At 35.0% G+C, this 16,763-nt stretch carries 20 protein-coding genes and 1 tRNA gene; 15 read left to right on the forward strand and 6 right to left on the reverse strand.

Annotated features, from left to right (window positions below):
* Positions 1 to 208: 208 nt before the first annotated feature.
* Positions 209 to 583 carry a tyrosine-type recombinase/integrase gene (locus I6760_RS07410; protein ID WP_196594799.1) on the reverse strand — a complete coding sequence of 125 codons (375 nt, stop codon included), beginning with the start codon at positions 581 to 583 and terminating at the stop codon, positions 209 to 211.
* A gap of 475 nt (positions 584 to 1,058) precedes the next feature.
* On the opposite strand from I6760_RS07410, the gene I6760_RS07415 reads away from it, so the two are divergent.
* On the forward strand, positions 1,059 to 1,238 hold the full coding sequence (locus I6760_RS07415) for a type II toxin-antitoxin system HicA family toxin (protein WP_182188169.1): 180 nt from the start codon (positions 1,059 to 1,061) through the stop codon (positions 1,236 to 1,238).
* A 23-nt stretch (positions 1,239 to 1,261) separates the two neighbouring features.
* A complete protein-coding gene (locus I6760_RS07420) occupies positions 1,262 to 1,639 on the forward strand; it encodes a type II toxin-antitoxin system HicB family antitoxin (protein ID WP_196593849.1) in 378 nt (125 codons plus the stop codon).
* 181 nt (positions 1,640 to 1,820) lie between these two features.
* Here the strand turns inward: I6760_RS07420 and I6760_RS07425 are convergent.
* Positions 1,821 to 1,909, reverse strand: a tRNA-Ser gene (locus I6760_RS07425).
* A gap of 373 nt (positions 1,910 to 2,282) precedes the next feature.
* Here I6760_RS07425 and I6760_RS07430 point away from each other — a divergent pair.
* The 8 genes from I6760_RS07430 to I6760_RS07465 all read left to right on the forward strand — a co-directional run bounded on the left by I6760_RS07430 (position 2,283) and on the right by I6760_RS07465 (position 7,976).
* Entirely contained in the window at positions 2,283 to 3,236 is a 954-nt protein-coding gene (locus I6760_RS07430) for a magnesium transporter CorA family protein (RefSeq protein ID WP_196593850.1), read from the forward strand.
* A 16-nt stretch (positions 3,237 to 3,252) separates the two neighbouring features.
* Complete coding sequence (locus tag I6760_RS07435; RefSeq protein ID WP_196593851.1) at positions 3,253 to 3,483, forward strand: hypothetical protein; 231 nt, start codon at positions 3,253 to 3,255, stop codon at positions 3,481 to 3,483.
* 18 nt (positions 3,484 to 3,501) lie between these two features.
* A complete protein-coding gene (locus I6760_RS07440; protein ID WP_196593852.1) occupies positions 3,502 to 3,708 on the forward strand; it encodes a type II toxin-antitoxin system Phd/YefM family antitoxin in 207 nt (68 codons plus the stop codon).
* Complete coding sequence (locus I6760_RS07445) at positions 3,689 to 4,045, forward strand: metal-sensing transcriptional repressor (protein WP_196593853.1); 357 nt, start codon at positions 3,689 to 3,691, stop codon at positions 4,043 to 4,045. The genes I6760_RS07440 and I6760_RS07445 overlap by 20 nt, the downstream gene beginning before the upstream one ends.
* 503 nt (positions 4,046 to 4,548) lie before the next feature.
* On the forward strand, positions 4,549 to 5,100 hold the full coding sequence (locus tag I6760_RS07450; protein ID WP_231036153.1) for a biotin transporter BioY: 552 nt from the start codon (positions 4,549 to 4,551) through the stop codon (positions 5,098 to 5,100).
* Complete coding sequence (locus tag I6760_RS07455) at positions 5,093 to 6,241, forward strand: thiolase family protein (protein WP_196593855.1); 1,149 nt, start codon at positions 5,093 to 5,095, stop codon at positions 6,239 to 6,241. The genes I6760_RS07450 and I6760_RS07455 overlap by 8 nt, the downstream gene beginning before the upstream one ends.
* A gap of 2 nt (positions 6,242 to 6,243) precedes the next feature.
* Entirely contained in the window at positions 6,244 to 7,560 is a 1,317-nt protein-coding gene (locus I6760_RS07460) for a class I adenylate-forming enzyme family protein (RefSeq protein WP_196593856.1), read from the forward strand.
* Positions 7,557 to 7,976: a hotdog family protein gene (locus I6760_RS07465; protein ID WP_196593857.1), complete on the forward strand. Its 420-nt coding sequence runs from the start codon at positions 7,557 to 7,559 to the stop codon at positions 7,974 to 7,976. The genes I6760_RS07460 and I6760_RS07465 overlap by 4 nt, the downstream gene beginning before the upstream one ends.
* Positions 7,977 to 8,082: 106 nt before the next feature.
* On the opposite strand, the gene cbiT is transcribed toward I6760_RS07465, so the two are convergent.
* From cbiT to I6760_RS07485, 4 genes are all read right to left on the reverse strand, one after another.
* Entirely contained in the window at positions 8,083 to 8,664 is a 582-nt protein-coding gene (gene cbiT, locus I6760_RS07470; protein ID WP_231036155.1) for a precorrin-6Y C5,15-methyltransferase (decarboxylating) subunit CbiT, read from the reverse strand.
* Positions 8,664 to 9,290 carry a precorrin-6y C5,15-methyltransferase (decarboxylating) subunit CbiE gene (cbiE, locus tag I6760_RS07475; protein WP_196593858.1) on the reverse strand — a complete coding sequence of 209 codons (627 nt, stop codon included), beginning with the start codon at positions 9,288 to 9,290 and terminating at the stop codon, positions 8,664 to 8,666. The genes cbiT and cbiE overlap by 1 nt, the downstream gene beginning before the upstream one ends.
* Complete coding sequence (gene cbiD / locus I6760_RS07480; RefSeq protein WP_196593859.1) at positions 9,275 to 10,378, reverse strand: cobalt-precorrin-5B (C(1))-methyltransferase CbiD; 1,104 nt, start codon at positions 10,376 to 10,378, stop codon at positions 9,275 to 9,277. The genes cbiE and cbiD overlap by 16 nt, the downstream gene beginning before the upstream one ends.
* 134 nt (positions 10,379 to 10,512) lie before the next feature.
* Positions 10,513 to 10,905, reverse strand: coding sequence for a helix-turn-helix domain-containing protein (locus I6760_RS07485; protein ID WP_196593860.1), 393 nt, complete (start codon positions 10,903 to 10,905; stop codon positions 10,513 to 10,515).
* Between the two features lie 144 nt (positions 10,906 to 11,049).
* On the opposite strand from I6760_RS07485, the gene I6760_RS07490 reads away from it, so the two are divergent.
* From I6760_RS07490 to I6760_RS07510, 5 genes are all read left to right on the forward strand, one after another.
* Positions 11,050 to 11,268: a helix-turn-helix transcriptional regulator gene (locus I6760_RS07490; protein ID WP_196593861.1), complete on the forward strand. Its 219-nt coding sequence runs from the start codon at positions 11,050 to 11,052 to the stop codon at positions 11,266 to 11,268.
* Between the two features lie 503 nt (positions 11,269 to 11,771).
* Positions 11,772 to 14,153: a phosphoenolpyruvate synthase gene (gene ppsA, locus I6760_RS07495; protein WP_196593862.1), complete on the forward strand. Its 2,382-nt coding sequence runs from the start codon at positions 11,772 to 11,774 to the stop codon at positions 14,151 to 14,153.
* Between the two features lie 229 nt (positions 14,154 to 14,382).
* Positions 14,383 to 15,009, forward strand: coding sequence for a helix-turn-helix transcriptional regulator (locus I6760_RS12930; protein WP_330997985.1), 627 nt, complete (start codon positions 14,383 to 14,385; stop codon positions 15,007 to 15,009).
* Between the two features lie 20 nt (positions 15,010 to 15,029).
* Entirely contained in the window at positions 15,030 to 15,824 is a 795-nt protein-coding gene (locus tag I6760_RS07505; RefSeq protein WP_330997986.1) for a pyruvate, water dikinase regulatory protein, read from the forward strand.
* A gap of 105 nt (positions 15,825 to 15,929) precedes the next feature.
* Complete coding sequence (locus tag I6760_RS07510; RefSeq protein WP_196593863.1) at positions 15,930 to 16,700, forward strand: MurR/RpiR family transcriptional regulator; 771 nt, start codon at positions 15,930 to 15,932, stop codon at positions 16,698 to 16,700.
* The last annotated feature ends 63 nt before the right edge of the window (positions 16,701 to 16,763 follow it).

Raw genomic sequence — 16,763 nt, forward strand, 5'->3', positions numbered from 1 at the left:
AGACCTTAAAGCTTACTGCTATATGGCGGAGAGGGTGGGATTCGAACCCACGGTACGTTGCCGTATCACTGGTTTTCAAGACTAATACAGGCTTATTTTATGGCATTTATAGTCCTTTTGACAGCCTGCCTTTCTCATTTTGTTAAAAACTAATAATTTTTTTATTATATATCGTTGCATATATTTGTATATTTTTTTTGGCAGGCTGTCAAATTATCTTTGGCTGTTTGTTAAGAAAGTCTACTATTTCTTGCTGCATTTTTTCAGTGTTATGCGCATATTGTGTTAACGTGAAAGTAGGTGTTGAATGGCCTAATCTTATTTGAATAGCCTTAATAGGGATACCAGATTCAACAAGCATTGTTGTGTGAGTATGCCTAAATGAGTGAAAAGTTATTGCCGTTTTTATGCCAGCGGCTTTTTTTGCACGTCTAAAAATATGCGTAAGCCCATTAGGGGTGATCATAGTTTTAAAATTAATTTCTGATGTGAATACAAAATCTAAATCAGTAGCTTTTGTACCATTTTTTAATTTGAAGATTGTTTTAATGATATCAGTTCTTTTAAACTCAATATAGCAAATGTTTTATTTGATGAACTATTCATTTCAGATATTTTTTTACAGAATTCAAATAATCCTAATGATAATGAAATTTTAGATGAGAAATATAACGCTCTTGGGAATAATATATTTGATATTATTCTTTTAAAAATAGAAATATATGCTTTAAAAAAAGGTTATAAATATATCGGATTAAGTGCTGCAAACGAGACATTAATGGGTATTTAAAAAAAAAGAGTCTTTACTATCGAAAATAACTCAGTTGGTAAATCAGCAAAAAACAGTAAAAGAGCATATCCAATGACTAAAAATTTATTCCAGGAATAACTACTGTATTTTATATGCTATACTATAGAAAAGTGAAGAGTAACACACAGCCGAAACCGAGAGGTGAGCGGTTTTTTAATGCCTTTATTTCGATATTTTTTGATAAATTCTCTTTACTAATACGTAAAATACGTATATAATAAAATTAATGAGAAAGGATGAGTACTAAATGACGGGAAAAGATATGCTGAAATTACTGAAACAGAATGGCTGGGAACTTGATAGAATAGCTGGGAGCCATCATGTTATGATAAAAAGCAGCCAGACAATAGTTGTTCCAGTACATGCTAACAGGGATTTAAGCAAAGGTACTCAGGAAAAGATATTGAAAGATGCAGGACTGAAATAAGTCATGCGAGGAGGCAAAAGATTATGAAAAATATTTTTCCAGCAATTTTCAGAATTGATGAAGATAATATTTATACTGTAGAATTTCCAGACTTAAAAGGTTGTGTTTCTGATGGTGAAAATTTACAGGATGCGATGGATATGGCAGCAGAAGCATTAAGTGGATATTTAGCAAGCTTACTTGACCGTGGTATTGATATTCCTGAACCGTCAGATATTAAAACAGTTAAAGTCACAAATGGTTTTTGCAGTTATATCAAAGGAAATCCAGAGCAATACCAAAGAAGGAATAGAGCAGTAAAAAAGACTCTTTCAATTCCTGAATGGTTGAATGACGCAGCAGAAAAAAAACATGTTAACTTTTCGTCAGTGCTTAAAGAAGCGTTGATTGAAAAAATCTAAATTTATCAAAGCATCCTCCGGGGTGCTTTTTTATGTGCAGGATTTATTTTTCACCCAAAAAGTGGAATAATTTTTACAGTAAAATCAAAGCAAAAGTGCAGGCTGTCAAAATAAGCTGTCAGAAGTCACTGGACACTAAAAAAGGTCTGCCTTTCGACAGACCTTAAAGCTTACTACTATATGGCGGAGAGGGTGGGATTCGAACCCACGGTACGTTGCCGTATCACTGGTTTTCAAGACCAGCTCCTTAAACCGCTCGGACACCTCTCCTTACAATGCTTAATTATTATAGCAAGTAATGAAAATGTTGTCAAATTTTACAGTATATTAATTTTAAACTTATTGACTTCTATTATACCATGGGGTAATATTTTAATGGATCAGTTTATAGATGGCAGTTGTCTGTTAAAATAATATTAGATTTTCAGATGTGTCAGTCTGAATAGAACTACTTTTATTGATATTTAATAAAAAATCAATAAAAAGCTGCTTGATTGTCTGATAAAAGAAAGAGGCGGGAAATATGGATGCAGACCATCCACGACATTGTTTTTTTACAATAAAATGTAATAGGAATTTGCGCCATATATCCTTGCGGTTTATGACGTAAATTTTCTACGGAAGGGAGAATTTGTCATAGACTATGCTCAAAATATATAAATCCCTGGAATCAGGGCCTTTAAAGGAATTAAGTTTAAAAACTTTGGAAAAAGGTGCATGGATAAATATAGTGGCACCTACACCATATGAATTAAAAGTGGTAAGTAATTTAACTGAAGTTGAACCGGATTTTCTTCGCTCAGCACTTGATAACGAAGAACGTTCCCATATAGATGTTGAAGACAATTCTATTATGGTATTAACAAATCTGCCTGTAGTATGCGGACCGGAAATGTATGATACATTGCCATTGGCAATCATACTGACTACAGAATATATTATTACTGTTTGTCTGGAAGAAACACCATTAATTTCTGAATTTAATCAGCAGACAAGTAATTATTTTAGAACATTTAAAAAAACACGGTTTTTACTGCAGTTGTTATATAAATCAGCTACCTATTATCTTAGATATCTTAGACAGATAGATAAGTTGTCCGATGAAATAGAAATAAAACTGCGTGAATCTCTTCAAAATCGTGAAATATTGCGTTTATTAGAACTACAAAAAGGGCTTACTTATTTTAATGCATCACTTAGATCTAATGCTGCAGTGTTGGATAAGCTTATGCGCATACGCTCTAATCATAACATCCAGAATATAATAAAAGTGTATGAAGAAGATGAAGACTTGTTGGAAGATGTCATTATAGAAAATAAACAGGCACGGGAAATGGGAGACATGTATAGTACTATATTATCAAGGATGGCAGATACCTTTTCTTCAATAATGTCTAATAATCTTAACTTAGTAATGCGTTTTTTAACGGCAGTAACAATTATATTGGCAATACCAACGGCTATTTCCGGATTTTTTGGCATGAATGTACCTATTCCTTTTGCTGATAATCCTATGGGTTTTATATATATATCACTCATATCTGTTTTTATGGCTGCCGGCTGTGCAATATTTTTATGGCGAAGAAATATGTTTTGAATGAGGAGAAATATTTATGCCTACAATGATAGAGGCTGCTTTAAAAAACGGAATCATATATGGAGATAATGTTACTGCTGAATATGTATATATGCCGGCTTCAGAGATAGGCATAGATCCTCCTATATGTATATTTGAAAAAAATAACGAGCGAGATGATATTAGTTTATCCAAGGCTATTGAACTTGTCAGAAAATTAAGTTTGAGGCCGACGCGTCATCCTGCTTTGGGAAAAAGTTCTTGTTGAGTTGAAAGGAAGAAAGTTATGAAAGTTGTTTCCTCTTCTGATTTTTTACGTGAATTTACCATTTATGCAGAACAGACAGTTGATGAAAAAGATCTTTTAGTAGTACAAAGAGGCAATGGAAAAAATTTGGTAGTCATGTCAATGGATAAATATAATGATATTAATAAAGAACTTTTTTTATTAAAAAATAAGGATGATGAGCATAATGAAAAACAAAGAGAGTGAGGGATATATTGGTTTGTTAGAATGTGACAGTTACGAACATGAGCATGGAAATGAACATTCACATAGTCATATACATGCACATACACAGACAAAGGCTGTTTTAAATCGCATGGCACGGATAATAGGACATATGAATGCTGTAAGAGGTATGGTCGAAAGTGGTAGAGACTGCAGTGATGTTTTGATACAACTAGCAGCAGTTAATGCAGCCGTTACCAATGTGTCTAAACTTATATTAAAGGATCACATGGAGCATTGTATAGTTGATGCAGTAAAAAATAATGACATGGAAACAATAGAAAAATTAAAGAGTGCTATTGACAAATTTATTAAATGATATAAACAGGGACAGGTGTTTTTTTATCCGATTTGTGAGTAAGTTGCGATTTTTTATATAATAATATAATTAAAGGACTGGCTATAAAAATTTTATGGCTGGTTTTTTGTTTTTTATTTTAAATTTAGTAATGCGAAATATATTTTGTAAGAAATTGTTTAAATATAAATACTTTTACTCGTGTATGAGTATCATTGTTTCCTCATTACAGAAATTATATAAAAATAAAAAGGATGTTTTTATTGGTAAAAAATGCGTTCTTGATTTTGTGTTTTATCTCTCCTGCTTGAGAAGTAAACTAATTGACTATATAATTATATATAAATTCGTATTATGCGGAGAGAAAAGTGTGTACATTATTATTTGTTCTTAAAAGAGTAAATATAGGATGGAATATGGTGAGCGGCATAATATAAATTGTTGCTGTTTTGGCAGGTAATATTAGTTATTAAGACTGCTAAAAAATTCAATATAAAATTATTTATAAATGGGAGATGAGTATTTTGAACAGTGGATCAGGACAAATAAGGGATTTTATATATGCAGCATTATTTGCGGCACTTATTATTGTGTTGGGATTTATTTCTATTCCTATTGGACCGGTACCTATTTCCGGTGTCAGTCTTGGAGTGATGCTGGCGGGCAGTATATTATCGGTAAAGAGAGCCCTTTATAGTGTATTAACGGTAATTTTTTTAGGGGCTGCCGGCCTGCCTGTTTTTTCTGGTTTTACCGGAGGGATGGGTGTATTGCTGGGACCACGTGGAGGTTACTATGCAGGTTTTCTGTTGGGAGTAGCAGTGATTTCTTTTGTAATAGGTGATAGCAATAATACATTTAGAATAGGTGCGGGAATTTTTTTGGGTGGTATTGTAATAGAATATATTGTTGCAATAGCCTGGCTTCTATTTATTACACAAATGAATATGAAACAGGCGATAACAGTAGGAATGCTGCCATTTATTCCTGGTGACCTTTTAAAGGTAATACTAGCCGTATTTATAACGAAAACATTGCATAAAAATATTCCTGGATTAAGGAGAGATAATGTTTGAAACCTGTTTAATAGATGGAGCCAGGACAGCTATTGGAAAAAGAAATGGGATATTTAAAAATATCCTGCCGGAAAAATTAGCGGCAGTCGTTCTTAATGAAATTATAAATAAAAATAATTTGCAGCCGGAGAATATTGATGCTGTTGTTATGGGAAATATCATAGGACCAGGTGGAAATATAGCGAGAGTTTCTGTATTAGAAGCAGGCTGGCCTTATGAAATACCGGCATTTACTATAGATGTACAGTGCAGTTCTGGGTTGACAGCTGTTGATATGGCGGCAGCAATGATTGTGTCGGGCAGGGCCGATTTAGTTATTGCTGGCGGTGTGGAGAGTACATCTTTGGCTCCCAGGAGATATTTTAGTGATAGAGATCCCCGTAAGAAAAATGATGGTTTTTATGAACAGGCACCATTTTCACCTGAATGGGTAGGTAATCCTGATATAGGTATGGCAGCGGAATTTCTGGTGGATAAATTTAATATATCCCGTGAGCAGATGGATGAGTTGGCTTTGAAAAGCCATCAAAAAGCCTGTGTGGCAGAAGACGGTTGTCTGCGCTCGTTGATTGTGCCCGTATGGAATAACGGACATTGTTTTAGTAAGGATGAAGGTCCTAAAAAAAATATGAGTATGAAATTATTATCAAGGTTAAGTGGTGCATTTAAAGAAAATGGTAATATTACGGCAGGAAATTCATGTTTGAAACATGATGGTGCTGCCTTGCTGCTTGTTGCGTCACAAGCAGCTGTAAAAAAATATGGACTGGTACCGCAGGCTCTTTTATATCCAGCAGTAAATGTGGGATGTGATCCCAATTTTTTCCCGCTGGGACCAATAAATGCCATAAAAAAACTGCAGCATATATACAATTTTAAGATGGAATGTGTAGAAGCAGTAGAAATAAATGAAGCATTTGCAGTACAGATAATAGTATGCTGTAAAGCTTTAAATATACCATTGGACTTAGTAAATCAAATGGGTGGTGCTATTGCTTTTGGGCATCCTTATGGGGCATCAGGAGCGATAATATTACTGCATTTGTTAAGAACATTGAGAACAAAACAAAAAAAGATGGGCATTGCTTCTATTGGAGCAGTGGGGGGATTAGGTACAGCAATATTAATGAAGGGATTTTGAATATGTTGATATCAGATCTGTTAAGACAGCAGCCGAAAAAGAAAGTCTGCCTGATTTATAATAATAAAAAAATAACTTATGGGCAGTTAGAAGAAAAAAGTTCAGAAATGGCTTTTGCCGCAGAGTTTATAAAAAAAGGAGAAATGGTATTTTTACAGGAAAAAAATCCGGTCAAATTGTTATTAGGTTTTTTTGCAGTGATCAAAGCTGGTGGAATATGTGTGCTGGCGAACAGTGAGATGCCAGAAAAAGTTTGTGATGAATTAATGAATAAATATCAAATTAAAGTGAAAGTAGCTTTTAGTGATTTTTGGGGAAACCATAAAAAATCGCTGCCTAATATAATAGCTGATGATATTTTTCTCGGGGCAATGAGTTCAGGATCTACTACAGGAACTCCAAAGATTATTTTACGAGATCATCGCAGCTGGATGGAGGCATTTCCCTGGCAGAGTAAATTATTTCACATAAACAGTGAAAATAATGTATATTTAGTTGGAGATTTGTCCTATAGTGCTAATTTAAATGCCTGTATACACACATTTTTTGCCGGGGGATGTGTGATCATTGCCAAAAACAGATTACCGCAGACATGGCTGGCAGATATGGATAAATACAAGGTAAATGCTATTTTTATGGTGCCGGCTCATTATAGTATGCTGTTGAAAATGGTAAAAAAAATTAATAAGAAAGTAACGTCATTGGTTACAGGCGGAGCAAAAATAAGTATAGATGTCGTACAACAGCTAAAAAAATATTTTCCTATGGCAGCTATTGTAGAATATTATGGAGCCAGTGAATTGGGGCATGTAAGTTATGCTGGTTTAGATGATTTATTAAAAAGACCGGAAAGTGTAGGGAAATTATTTCCCCAAGTAAAAGCAGAAGTTATAGATGGTGTTGTATGGGTAGAAAGTCCTTATATTATCCCCGCACAGAGACCAAGAGCAAGTGCGGGAGATCTGGGGAAAATTGATGATGAAGGATACCTTACGTTATTTGGTCGTAAAAATGGGACAATAAATGTTGGTGGAGTAAAAATACAGCCGGAACAGATGGAAAAAGTTCTTAAAAAATATCCATTTGTAGAAGAGGCAGCAGTTTTTTCTGTACATGATAAAATACGTGGTGAAAAGATCATAGCAGCCATAGTAAGTAAATCAGCTGCTGTTAAGGCAAAAGATATATTCCATTATTGTATGCAGAACATGGGTTATCGTCCGCATAATGTTGTTTTTTTGAATAAACTGCCGCTAAATAGCAGCGGTAAGGTAGACAAAATAAGCTTGAAAAAGCTGGCAGAAGAAAAGAATTTATGATGGAAATAGAAAAATTATTACCACAACGTCCCCCATTTTTATTTGTTGACAAAATAATAAAGGCTCAGCCAAATATGATTATTGGAGAAAAAAGTTATAATGGCGATAATATATTTTATTCTACTATAGATGGAAAAAAAATTATTCCCAGTACAATATTAGTTGAATCACTTATGCAGTGCGGCGGTGCTGGTGTAAAAATGCTGGATTTGGTAGATGGCAATATCATGGCAGTAATTTCCATAGATAAGGTCATTGTAAAAAGGATGGTAGCAATTCCTAATACAGTTATTATGCAGGTGGAAAATCTTCGGGTACATAGAAAAATGCTTCACCAAAAAGGCCATGTAAGTCTCCTTGGTGAAGCTGTTTTGAGTGCAGAATGGTGCTGCATGGCGGGAAAAAATAATATATAAAGTTATTAAAGATGAAAATATTACCTTATTGTTAGATTTGCCATTAAGGAAGATTGTTTTTGAGTTAAAGCCATCTGTACAGGCACAAATTATTTTTGAAAAACATTTATTTTACACAGCAGGTAATTATATAGACAGGGTTAAGCCCGATCATCATATCATATGGGCCGGCTTTTTTTAGCCGACTGGTTTGTATTAGTACGGCATCGTAACTATACATATCATTTTGCTTCATATAGTCCAATATAATATTGACGTTTTGCAGTGTTATAGCATTAGCGACAATTGTACCTCCGACATTTATATGGGCACTGACAACATCAAGTATCTCGGGAAGATTACCACCGCTGCCGCCAATGAAAACCACATCATAATTATCAATGTCATTTAATGCGTCAGGTGCTGTTCCTTCAATAATGGAGATTCTGTCGGTCACAGCAAATTTAGCAGCATTTTGCTTTATGAGTCCGATGGCAGCAGGATTTTTTTCTACTGCATATATATGTCCTTTTTCAGTCATGAGCGCGGCTTCAACCGATAGCGATCCCGTACCAGCACCTATATCTAAAACGGTATTTTCTGGTTTTATACGGGCCTTACATAAAGTAATAGTACGAACCTCTTCCTTAGTCATAGGGACGTTGCCACGGATAAATAGATCATCTTTTATACCTGGTATATGTATCATTATCCTAACACCACCATTATACAATGACGTACAGCAGGTTCAGCTGTTGCTCTTATGAGCGTGGTATTAATTATTTTTTCATCGGGATAAGAAAGCCGTGAACATATATATATATTGGTGTTTTGCGGCCAGCCGGCGTCAAGTAGTAACATTGCTACTCGCTGTGAGTTATGTTCTGCATCTGTAAGCATCCCGATAATACGATCTTTTTCATATGCCAGAGAAGCATAATCAGGAAGTCTGCCGTGCAGACTCATTAAGTCCGCATTCTGCCATGGGAAGCTAATGCGGGAAAATGCCAATTGCATGGAGCTTATTCCCGGGATAACATCCAGGCATGAAGGCTCGAATTCAGTTCGTAATGCCGCTAACAACGAGTAATAGCCGGGATCACCCGATACCATGACGACAACATTTTCGTTAGATAATTCCTGCCGAATAAAAGCCATAGCTGCCTGAATATCAGCGGTAATAGGGGCCGTTTTTTGTTTTTCAGAAGCATAGTCAGCTAACGCACGGCTGCTACCAACTAATATGTGTGCTTCGTTAATTTTTTTGAGGGCAATAGGCAAAATATAATCTTTACTACCAGGGCCTATGCCAACTACTGTTATTTTGTGTTCCAATGTAATTCCCTGCCTATCTTTTTAGCGTTTTCATCCATCCCTAATATGGTTCCTTTTAATGTTACCATAATTGTACCTACTGTCAAATCATTATATACATGCTGCATAGAACGAAAGCTGGCCCTCTGACATAATAATGGATAAAGCTTATCATCTAATTTATAGTCAGAGATTATAGGCATAACTGCTTCAGTGGTTACGCAGGAAAAGATTTTTTTTATGCCGGACTGATCCATGCCTAAAAGAGCGGAATAAGCAGCAAGTGTTTCCAGTCTGGCATCAGAAATTTTGCTGTGTGTGTGAAAATTACCGGCAGCTACTTTTACCAGTTTACCAAGATGACCAACCAATAAAACACTTTTCAGTTTTTTTTGGGCGGCGTAATCAAGCATATGACCAATAAAATTACTGGTCTGGATTATTGCCTGTTTGGGAAGACCCAGCTTTATGGCAATATTTTCACCAATTTTCCCTGGGACAAAGACTTGGTTGAAAAGGCCGGCGGCATATGCCACATCTATTTGTGGCGTAAGCGAATTTTTAAACCCTTCTTCTGACATAGGACGAACTATACCACTTGTGCCTATTACGGAAATACCGCCTTTTATTCCCAATACAGGATTTAAGGTGCGTTTAGCTAGTTCAACACCAGCAGGAATAGATATGGTTATGTCACAGCCCTGATTTTCCGGCAAAAATTCACGGATTACATTCGTTATCATTTTGCGCGGACCGAGATTTATTGCCGGTTCACCAACAGGGATAGACATTCCTTCCCGGGTAATTGTTCCAATGCCCTTGCCACCAAAAAAGGAAATATTTCCGGTATCATTTAAATGTAATTCTGTGAAAATAGAAACGCCGTTAGTTATGTCGGGGTCATCACCGGCGTCTTTTATTACCTCGGCACATGCTCCGCCGGCTAAGGGAGTCAGTCTCTTTATCGGGATAGATAGCTTTTCGCCGCTTAAAGCATTAAGTGATACGCTGTTGCTGATAATGTTTTTTTGTAAATATAAAAGAACTGCCTTGGTGCCGGCTGCAGCACAGGAACCTGTAGTATAACCACTTCGCATATTTTTTGTCATAGTAAGTCCTATCTTTATAAAAATAAATTATTCTGTCAAATAAATTATAAAACATAGTTTTAAAGGGTGCAATATAATTAAAATAGTCTGCCAGAGATTGAGTAAATAACCTGTTATGAAAAAAGCCCCTGCTGTTATTTGTCTAAATTATGTTTTTTTTTAGGATTCTTTGTCTTTTTGTTTTTATCATCGTTGTAACAATACAAAAGTTCAATTAATTTTGACAGACGTTCTTTGTCTTTATCTGAAACTATTTTTCCATATAAAGTATAATTTTCTTCTTTTATAAAACTTAATAATTCTTTAGGTTTTGTTTCTGGGGAAGAATATTTTTTGTCAAAACCACTTAAATATTCAGGTGTTGTATTTAGAATACGACATATTTTTTCCAGTATTTCATAAGCCGGTCGGACATTTTTAAGTTCGTATTTACCAATAGTTGTTCTGTTAACACCTACTAAATCAGCCAGTTCTTTTTGGCTTATGTTTTTCTTTATTCTAAGATTGCGTAATCTTTTACCGAGCATATAATTCACCTCTATATTAAATTATAAGAGCAAAAATTTCTCTTGTCGATGGGAAAAATTCTCTAAGGCATTGACAAAGAGAATATATTCTATATAATTATACTTATGAGAATATATTCTCTAAAAAGTAAGGAGTGAAAAACAATGAATGTTATTGAACAAAAAAGAATAAGATTGGGACTTACGCAAAAACAATTGGCTAATATGATAGGTGTAGATAGAACTACTGTCGGCAAATGGGAACTTGGTATTTCAATTCCACGAGTTAATAAGCTGCTAATTTTGGCTAAAATTTTAAACTGCTCAATCGAAGATATTTATTCCTGTAAGAGGAAAAAGACTATGAATTCCCCACAACAATAAAAGAGAATCCATAAATATTTATATATGGTTTTTTTGCTGAACAAGTTAATTTTTAATACGCAATCATTAAACAATAATATTTTTTGAATATAATTTACTCTGAAACTCAATATACAATATCTAATAAAAATGAAAATTCGCAGAAATATTGAAAAATTATAAATAAATATGGGAGATATTTTTGCTTTGGACATGTTCAAGGTTCCATGCTTTTAGTCATGGATAGTTTATAATATATAGCTATAATGATAAATATTAGTATAGTTTGTATGTGTTATCAATACTCAGAAAAGGGTTTTGTGTTATAAAAATGTAAAAAAATTGATAAATATAAAAGCCATTAATTAGTATATACAAATTAATGGCTTTTTGTAGTATTAAATTATATAAAATAGGCAGAATAAAAAATATATAAATAATACTTTATTTAATATCATTATTAGTATATACTATATACATGAAAAAAATATAAAGTATATATTTTATTATGGAGGGATAATATTATGCAGAAGGAGAAAGCTTTATTACTTTGGTTTGAAACAATTGAACGGAACGATGTACCTGTTGTGGGGGGAAAATCAGCATCACTGGGAGAATTAACTTCCAAAACTAATGTTCCAGTTCCTTATGGTTTTGCAACTACAGCATATGCATATCGGTATTTTATTGAAAAAAGCGGATTAAATGAAAAAATAACAGCGTTACTGGCGCAGATTGATGATGTAGAGAATGGTATAGTATTACGCAAAATAAGCGCTGCAATTCGTGATACGATAATGAAAGCTGATATGCCAGCTGATTTAGCAGCTGCTATTCGTGATGCATATAAAAAACTCGGAGAAAAAGCGCAGACGGAAGCTCCTTTTGTTGCTGTCCGCTCCAGTGCAACTGCTGAAGATCTACCGGATGCTAGTTTTGCGGGACAGCAGGAAACTTATTTAAACATAAAGGGTGCTGACGAAGTAATCGCTAAAGTAAAAGAATGTTTTGCGTCTACATATACTGATCGTGCTGTCTATTATCGGGCCAAACAGGGATTTGATCATATAGATGTTGCTCTGAGCGCCGTTATCCAGATGATGGTATTTTCCAAGGCTGCTGGAGTTATGTTTACTGTTAATGTTGCAACGGGTGATGATACTCATGTGATGATTGAGGGAGCATGGGGTTTGGGAGAATATATTGTTCAGGGTATTGTTACACCGGATAGTTATTTAATTGATAAAAAAACACTGAAAATAGATAAACAAATAATTAATGAAAAAAGAATTAAGTATGTAAGAATGCCAGGGGGCGGTTGTGAGGAAAAAGCTGTTCCGGAAGCGTTAGTAAATAAATCTGTTTTAACGCCGGAACAACTGCGTCAGCTGGCCGGTTATGCCCTAAAGATAGAAAAACATTATGGTTGTTATATGGATATTGAATGGGGCATAGATGAACGTACTGATAAATTGTGGATATTACAGGCGCGTCCTGAAACGGTGTGGTCACGCCGTAATAAAGAAAAATTAACTGATGCAAGTATAAAAGGAAAAGAAACTAATATGGATAAATGCGAAGTTGTAGTAAAAGGAATGCCAGCAAGTCCTGGTATGGTTTCAGGGATTGCTAGGGTTATAAATTCTCCTGATATGATAGACCAGTTCAAAGCTGGTGAAATTTTGATTACAGAAATGACGGCACCTGATTGGGTACCGGTTATGAAAAAGGCTAAAGGAATTGTCACTGATGCCGGTGGAATGACCTGCCATGCTTCAATTGTAAGCCGTGAACTGGGAATTCCCTGCATAGTTGGAACAAAAAGCTGTGGAAAAGCAGGCACAACAATTATAAAAAATGGTACTGTCATCACTTTGGATGCTTCGCATGGAATTGTTTATGCAGGAAATATGCTAAGAGATAATTCAAAAAATGATAAAAGAAGTAATTATAATCCAGTGACAGAGATATTCCCTGTGACTGGGACTAAAATTTATATGAATCTTGGCGATCCAGAATTAGCCGAAAAATATAGTAAATTACCTTGTGATGGAATAGGTCTTATGCGTGAGGAATTTATCTGGACAACTTATATTCACGAACATCCTTTATATATGATTGCCAATAAAAGAGCCGAAGAAGTTGTTCAAAAATTGTCAGAGGGCATAGGCAAAGTTTGTCAGGCTGTTTCCCCTCGGCCGGTAACTTTGCGCTTTAGTGATTTTAAGTCTAGTGAATATAGGGACTTAAAAGGCGGGGAAGCTTATGAACCACATGAACCAAGCGCATTATTAGGCTGGCGGGGAGCTTCCCGTTATTATGACCCTAAATATATTGAAGCCTTTAAGTTAGAAATTAGGGCAGTTAAAAAGGTAAGAGAAGAATATGGTTTGAAAAATCTTAATGTAATGATTCCTTTTTGCCGTTCTGTTGCTGAAATAAAAAAAGTCACGGCAATAATGAATCAGGAAGGATTATACAGGGGGCCTGATTTTAAAGTATGGCTCATGGCAGAAATTCCGGCTAATATTATTCTTGCTGATGAATTCAATGAATTTGTTGATGGGTATTCTATTGGTTCAAATGATTTGACAATGCTTATTTTGGGGTGTGACCGCGACAATGATACAGTAGCGCATATTTTCGATGAAAGAAATACAGCAGTGAAAAGGGCTATAAAACATTTGATTAAGACCGCACACAAAGATGGCAAAACTGTTTCCATCTGTGGGCAGGCGCCGAGTGTATATACGGATTTTGCTGAATTTTTGGTACGGTGTGGCATAGATTCGATTTCAGTTAATCCTGATATGGTTGGGTTTACCAAAAAAAATGTGGCTCAAATTGAGCAACGGCTGATACTAGATTCCTTAAGGAATTTGTCTAAAACAGAAAATAATAAATAAGTGGTATAAGTGAAAAAATAAAAGTTTAATGTTAAAGGGACTGTTATACGCGGAATCTTTGAATAAAAATACAAATATAAGCAGAAGATTGTATTTTATTTCAATCATACAGTGCGTATGGCAGTCCCTTTGCAGTCGAATATTAAGAGCAAATATGTTATTATAAGAATAAATCAAAATTAATTTTAAGGGGGGAGCAGGTATTTCACTAACAAAAAGGCAACGGGCCATTGTAGAGATAGCTAAAAATGAGGAACCTGTTACGGGAGAAAAATTAGCAGAAAAAATGCATGTCACACGTGCAGCTTTACGGGCTGATTTAGCGGTTTTGGTAATGAGCGGATTGCTCGATTCTCGTCCTAAGGTTGGCTATTTTTATACAGGGAAAAGTCTATTGTCATTTTTTACAGATGAGTTAAATTCTGTTTTAGTAAAAGATATTCAGTCGGTACCAGTAGTCCTGGCAAAGACAGCAAATGCATATGATGCCGTGGTAACAATGTTTTTAGAAGATGTTGGCAGTGTTTTTATAGTTGAAGAGAAAAAAAGCACTCTGGCGGGAGTAGTCTCACGTAAGGATTTGTTGAAAGCATCACTGGGACCAGGTGATAATTTAGCTAAAATACCCGTACAGATGGTAATGACGCCGCTGACTAAGCTTATTGTTACAGAACCTAATGAATCTGTTGTCACAGCAGCGCAAAAAATTATAGCAAATGAAATAGATGCTTTACCAGTAGTCAAGATTTTGTCGATAAAGGACAGAATTTATGAAATCGTGGGACGTTTAACTAAAACTAATTTGACCCGATTGATAGTAGATCTGGCCGAAGGCAGGGGGAGGAGTTCATCATAGGCGAATTACCTATTATTTATATTGTATCTGAATCTCTGGGAGAAACAGCTGGAACTGTTGTGAGATCAGCTATCAGCCAATTTGATTCGGGAAATTTTGATATTGTGAGGGTACCATATATTGATTCTATTGAGCAGATAGAAAGTGTTCTGGAAGAAGTAAAAAAACGTCATGCTTTTGTATGTCATACACTTATATCACCGGATCTGCGCAAGGCTTTTAATAAAAGAGCTGAAGAATGCAATGTTATAGCTGTTGATATTTTAGGTCCAGTATTGTCAGCAATAGAAAATCTTTCAGGACTTGCACCTAAAAACCAGCCTGGGCTGACACATATGCTGAACAGGGAATATTTTAAGAGAATAGAAGCTATAGAATTTGCAGTGAAATATGATGATGGTAAAAATCCGCTGGGATTGTTGAAGGCTGATATAATACTTATCGGAGTATCACGAACATCAAAAACACCTTTAAGTATGTATCTGGCACATAAAGGACTTAAAGTTGCCAATATTCCTTTAATTCCGGGAATTACACCGCCGGAAGAGTTGTTTAATATTAAACCGCAGAAAATTATTGGCTTGATTGTTGATCCGGCTAAACTCAACGAAATTCGTGCTGAGAGGTTGAAGGCAATCGGTCTTATGTCAGATGCCAGCTATGCAAAAATATCATGTATTTCTGAAGAAATAGAATATTCAAAGGCTGTTATGCGTCAGCTTAACTGTCATGTTATTAATGTTTCTAACCGGGCGATAGAAGAAACGGCCCATATGGTGCTGGAACATTATTTCAAGGTTTTTGGCAGCAATTGAGAAATAGTTGATGGTTTACAAATCAGAATAATAAAAAGCTTCACGTGTTATCGTGAAGCTTTTTATTATTCTGATTTGTAAAATGATGAACGAGGAGATAATCATATGAAACTGGACAATCTTGTAAGTAGTAATTTGAACAAATTAAATCCCACAGATTTGATTGTATGGCAGTATATTTGTAAAAACAAGAAAAAATGTTGTCATATTTCTATATATGATATTGCAAAAGAATGTAATGTATCACGCACAACGGTGCTGCGTTTCGCCAAAAAAATCTCATTGGATGGTTTTTCTGATTTAAAAATGATGTTAAAAATGGAGTTAGGCAAAGAAGGCGAGGATTCCTCTGCTGATATAGCAAAGGCAGCAGTTAATTTATGTAAAAGAGTAGGGGAAGAAGTTGCCGGACAGGATTTTACCAGTGCTAATAAGCTTATGTATAATGCTAAAAGAATATTTGTTTATTCATCAGGGTATGTGCAGGAAAATGTTGCAAACGAAATGAAACGGCTTTTTCTCAGCTGTAATTTACTAATTTATGAGATAAAAGGTATTGACGAATTTGAGCGAATGTTAAAAAATATAGATAAAACAGATCTATTTATAATTATATCGTTAAGCGGGGAATCAGCACATGTTGTTGAATTTGCGAGAAAGCTGCATATGTATGGAGTCCCGTTTATTTCAATGACGCGTTTAAAAAGTAATACACTGGCAAGTTTGAGTGCGGAACATTTATATATAACACCAATAGCATTGCCAACAGCTGTGGATGATAATTATGAATCAATGCTGATGTTCTTTTTAGTTGTAGAAATATGGTATGTAACATACAGTCGCTATTTAATGGAGCAAGGCATAGATGACATGTAATATATCACAAGAAAAGTGATATATTACTATATAGGGTGAAATAGTCCTTAAAGGCCTGTAGGT

The organism is Pectinatus sottacetonis (assembly GCF_015732155.1).
In the GTDB taxonomy this organism is placed as follows: Bacteria; Bacillota; Negativicutes; order Selenomonadales; family Selenomonadaceae; genus Pectinatus; species Pectinatus sottacetonis.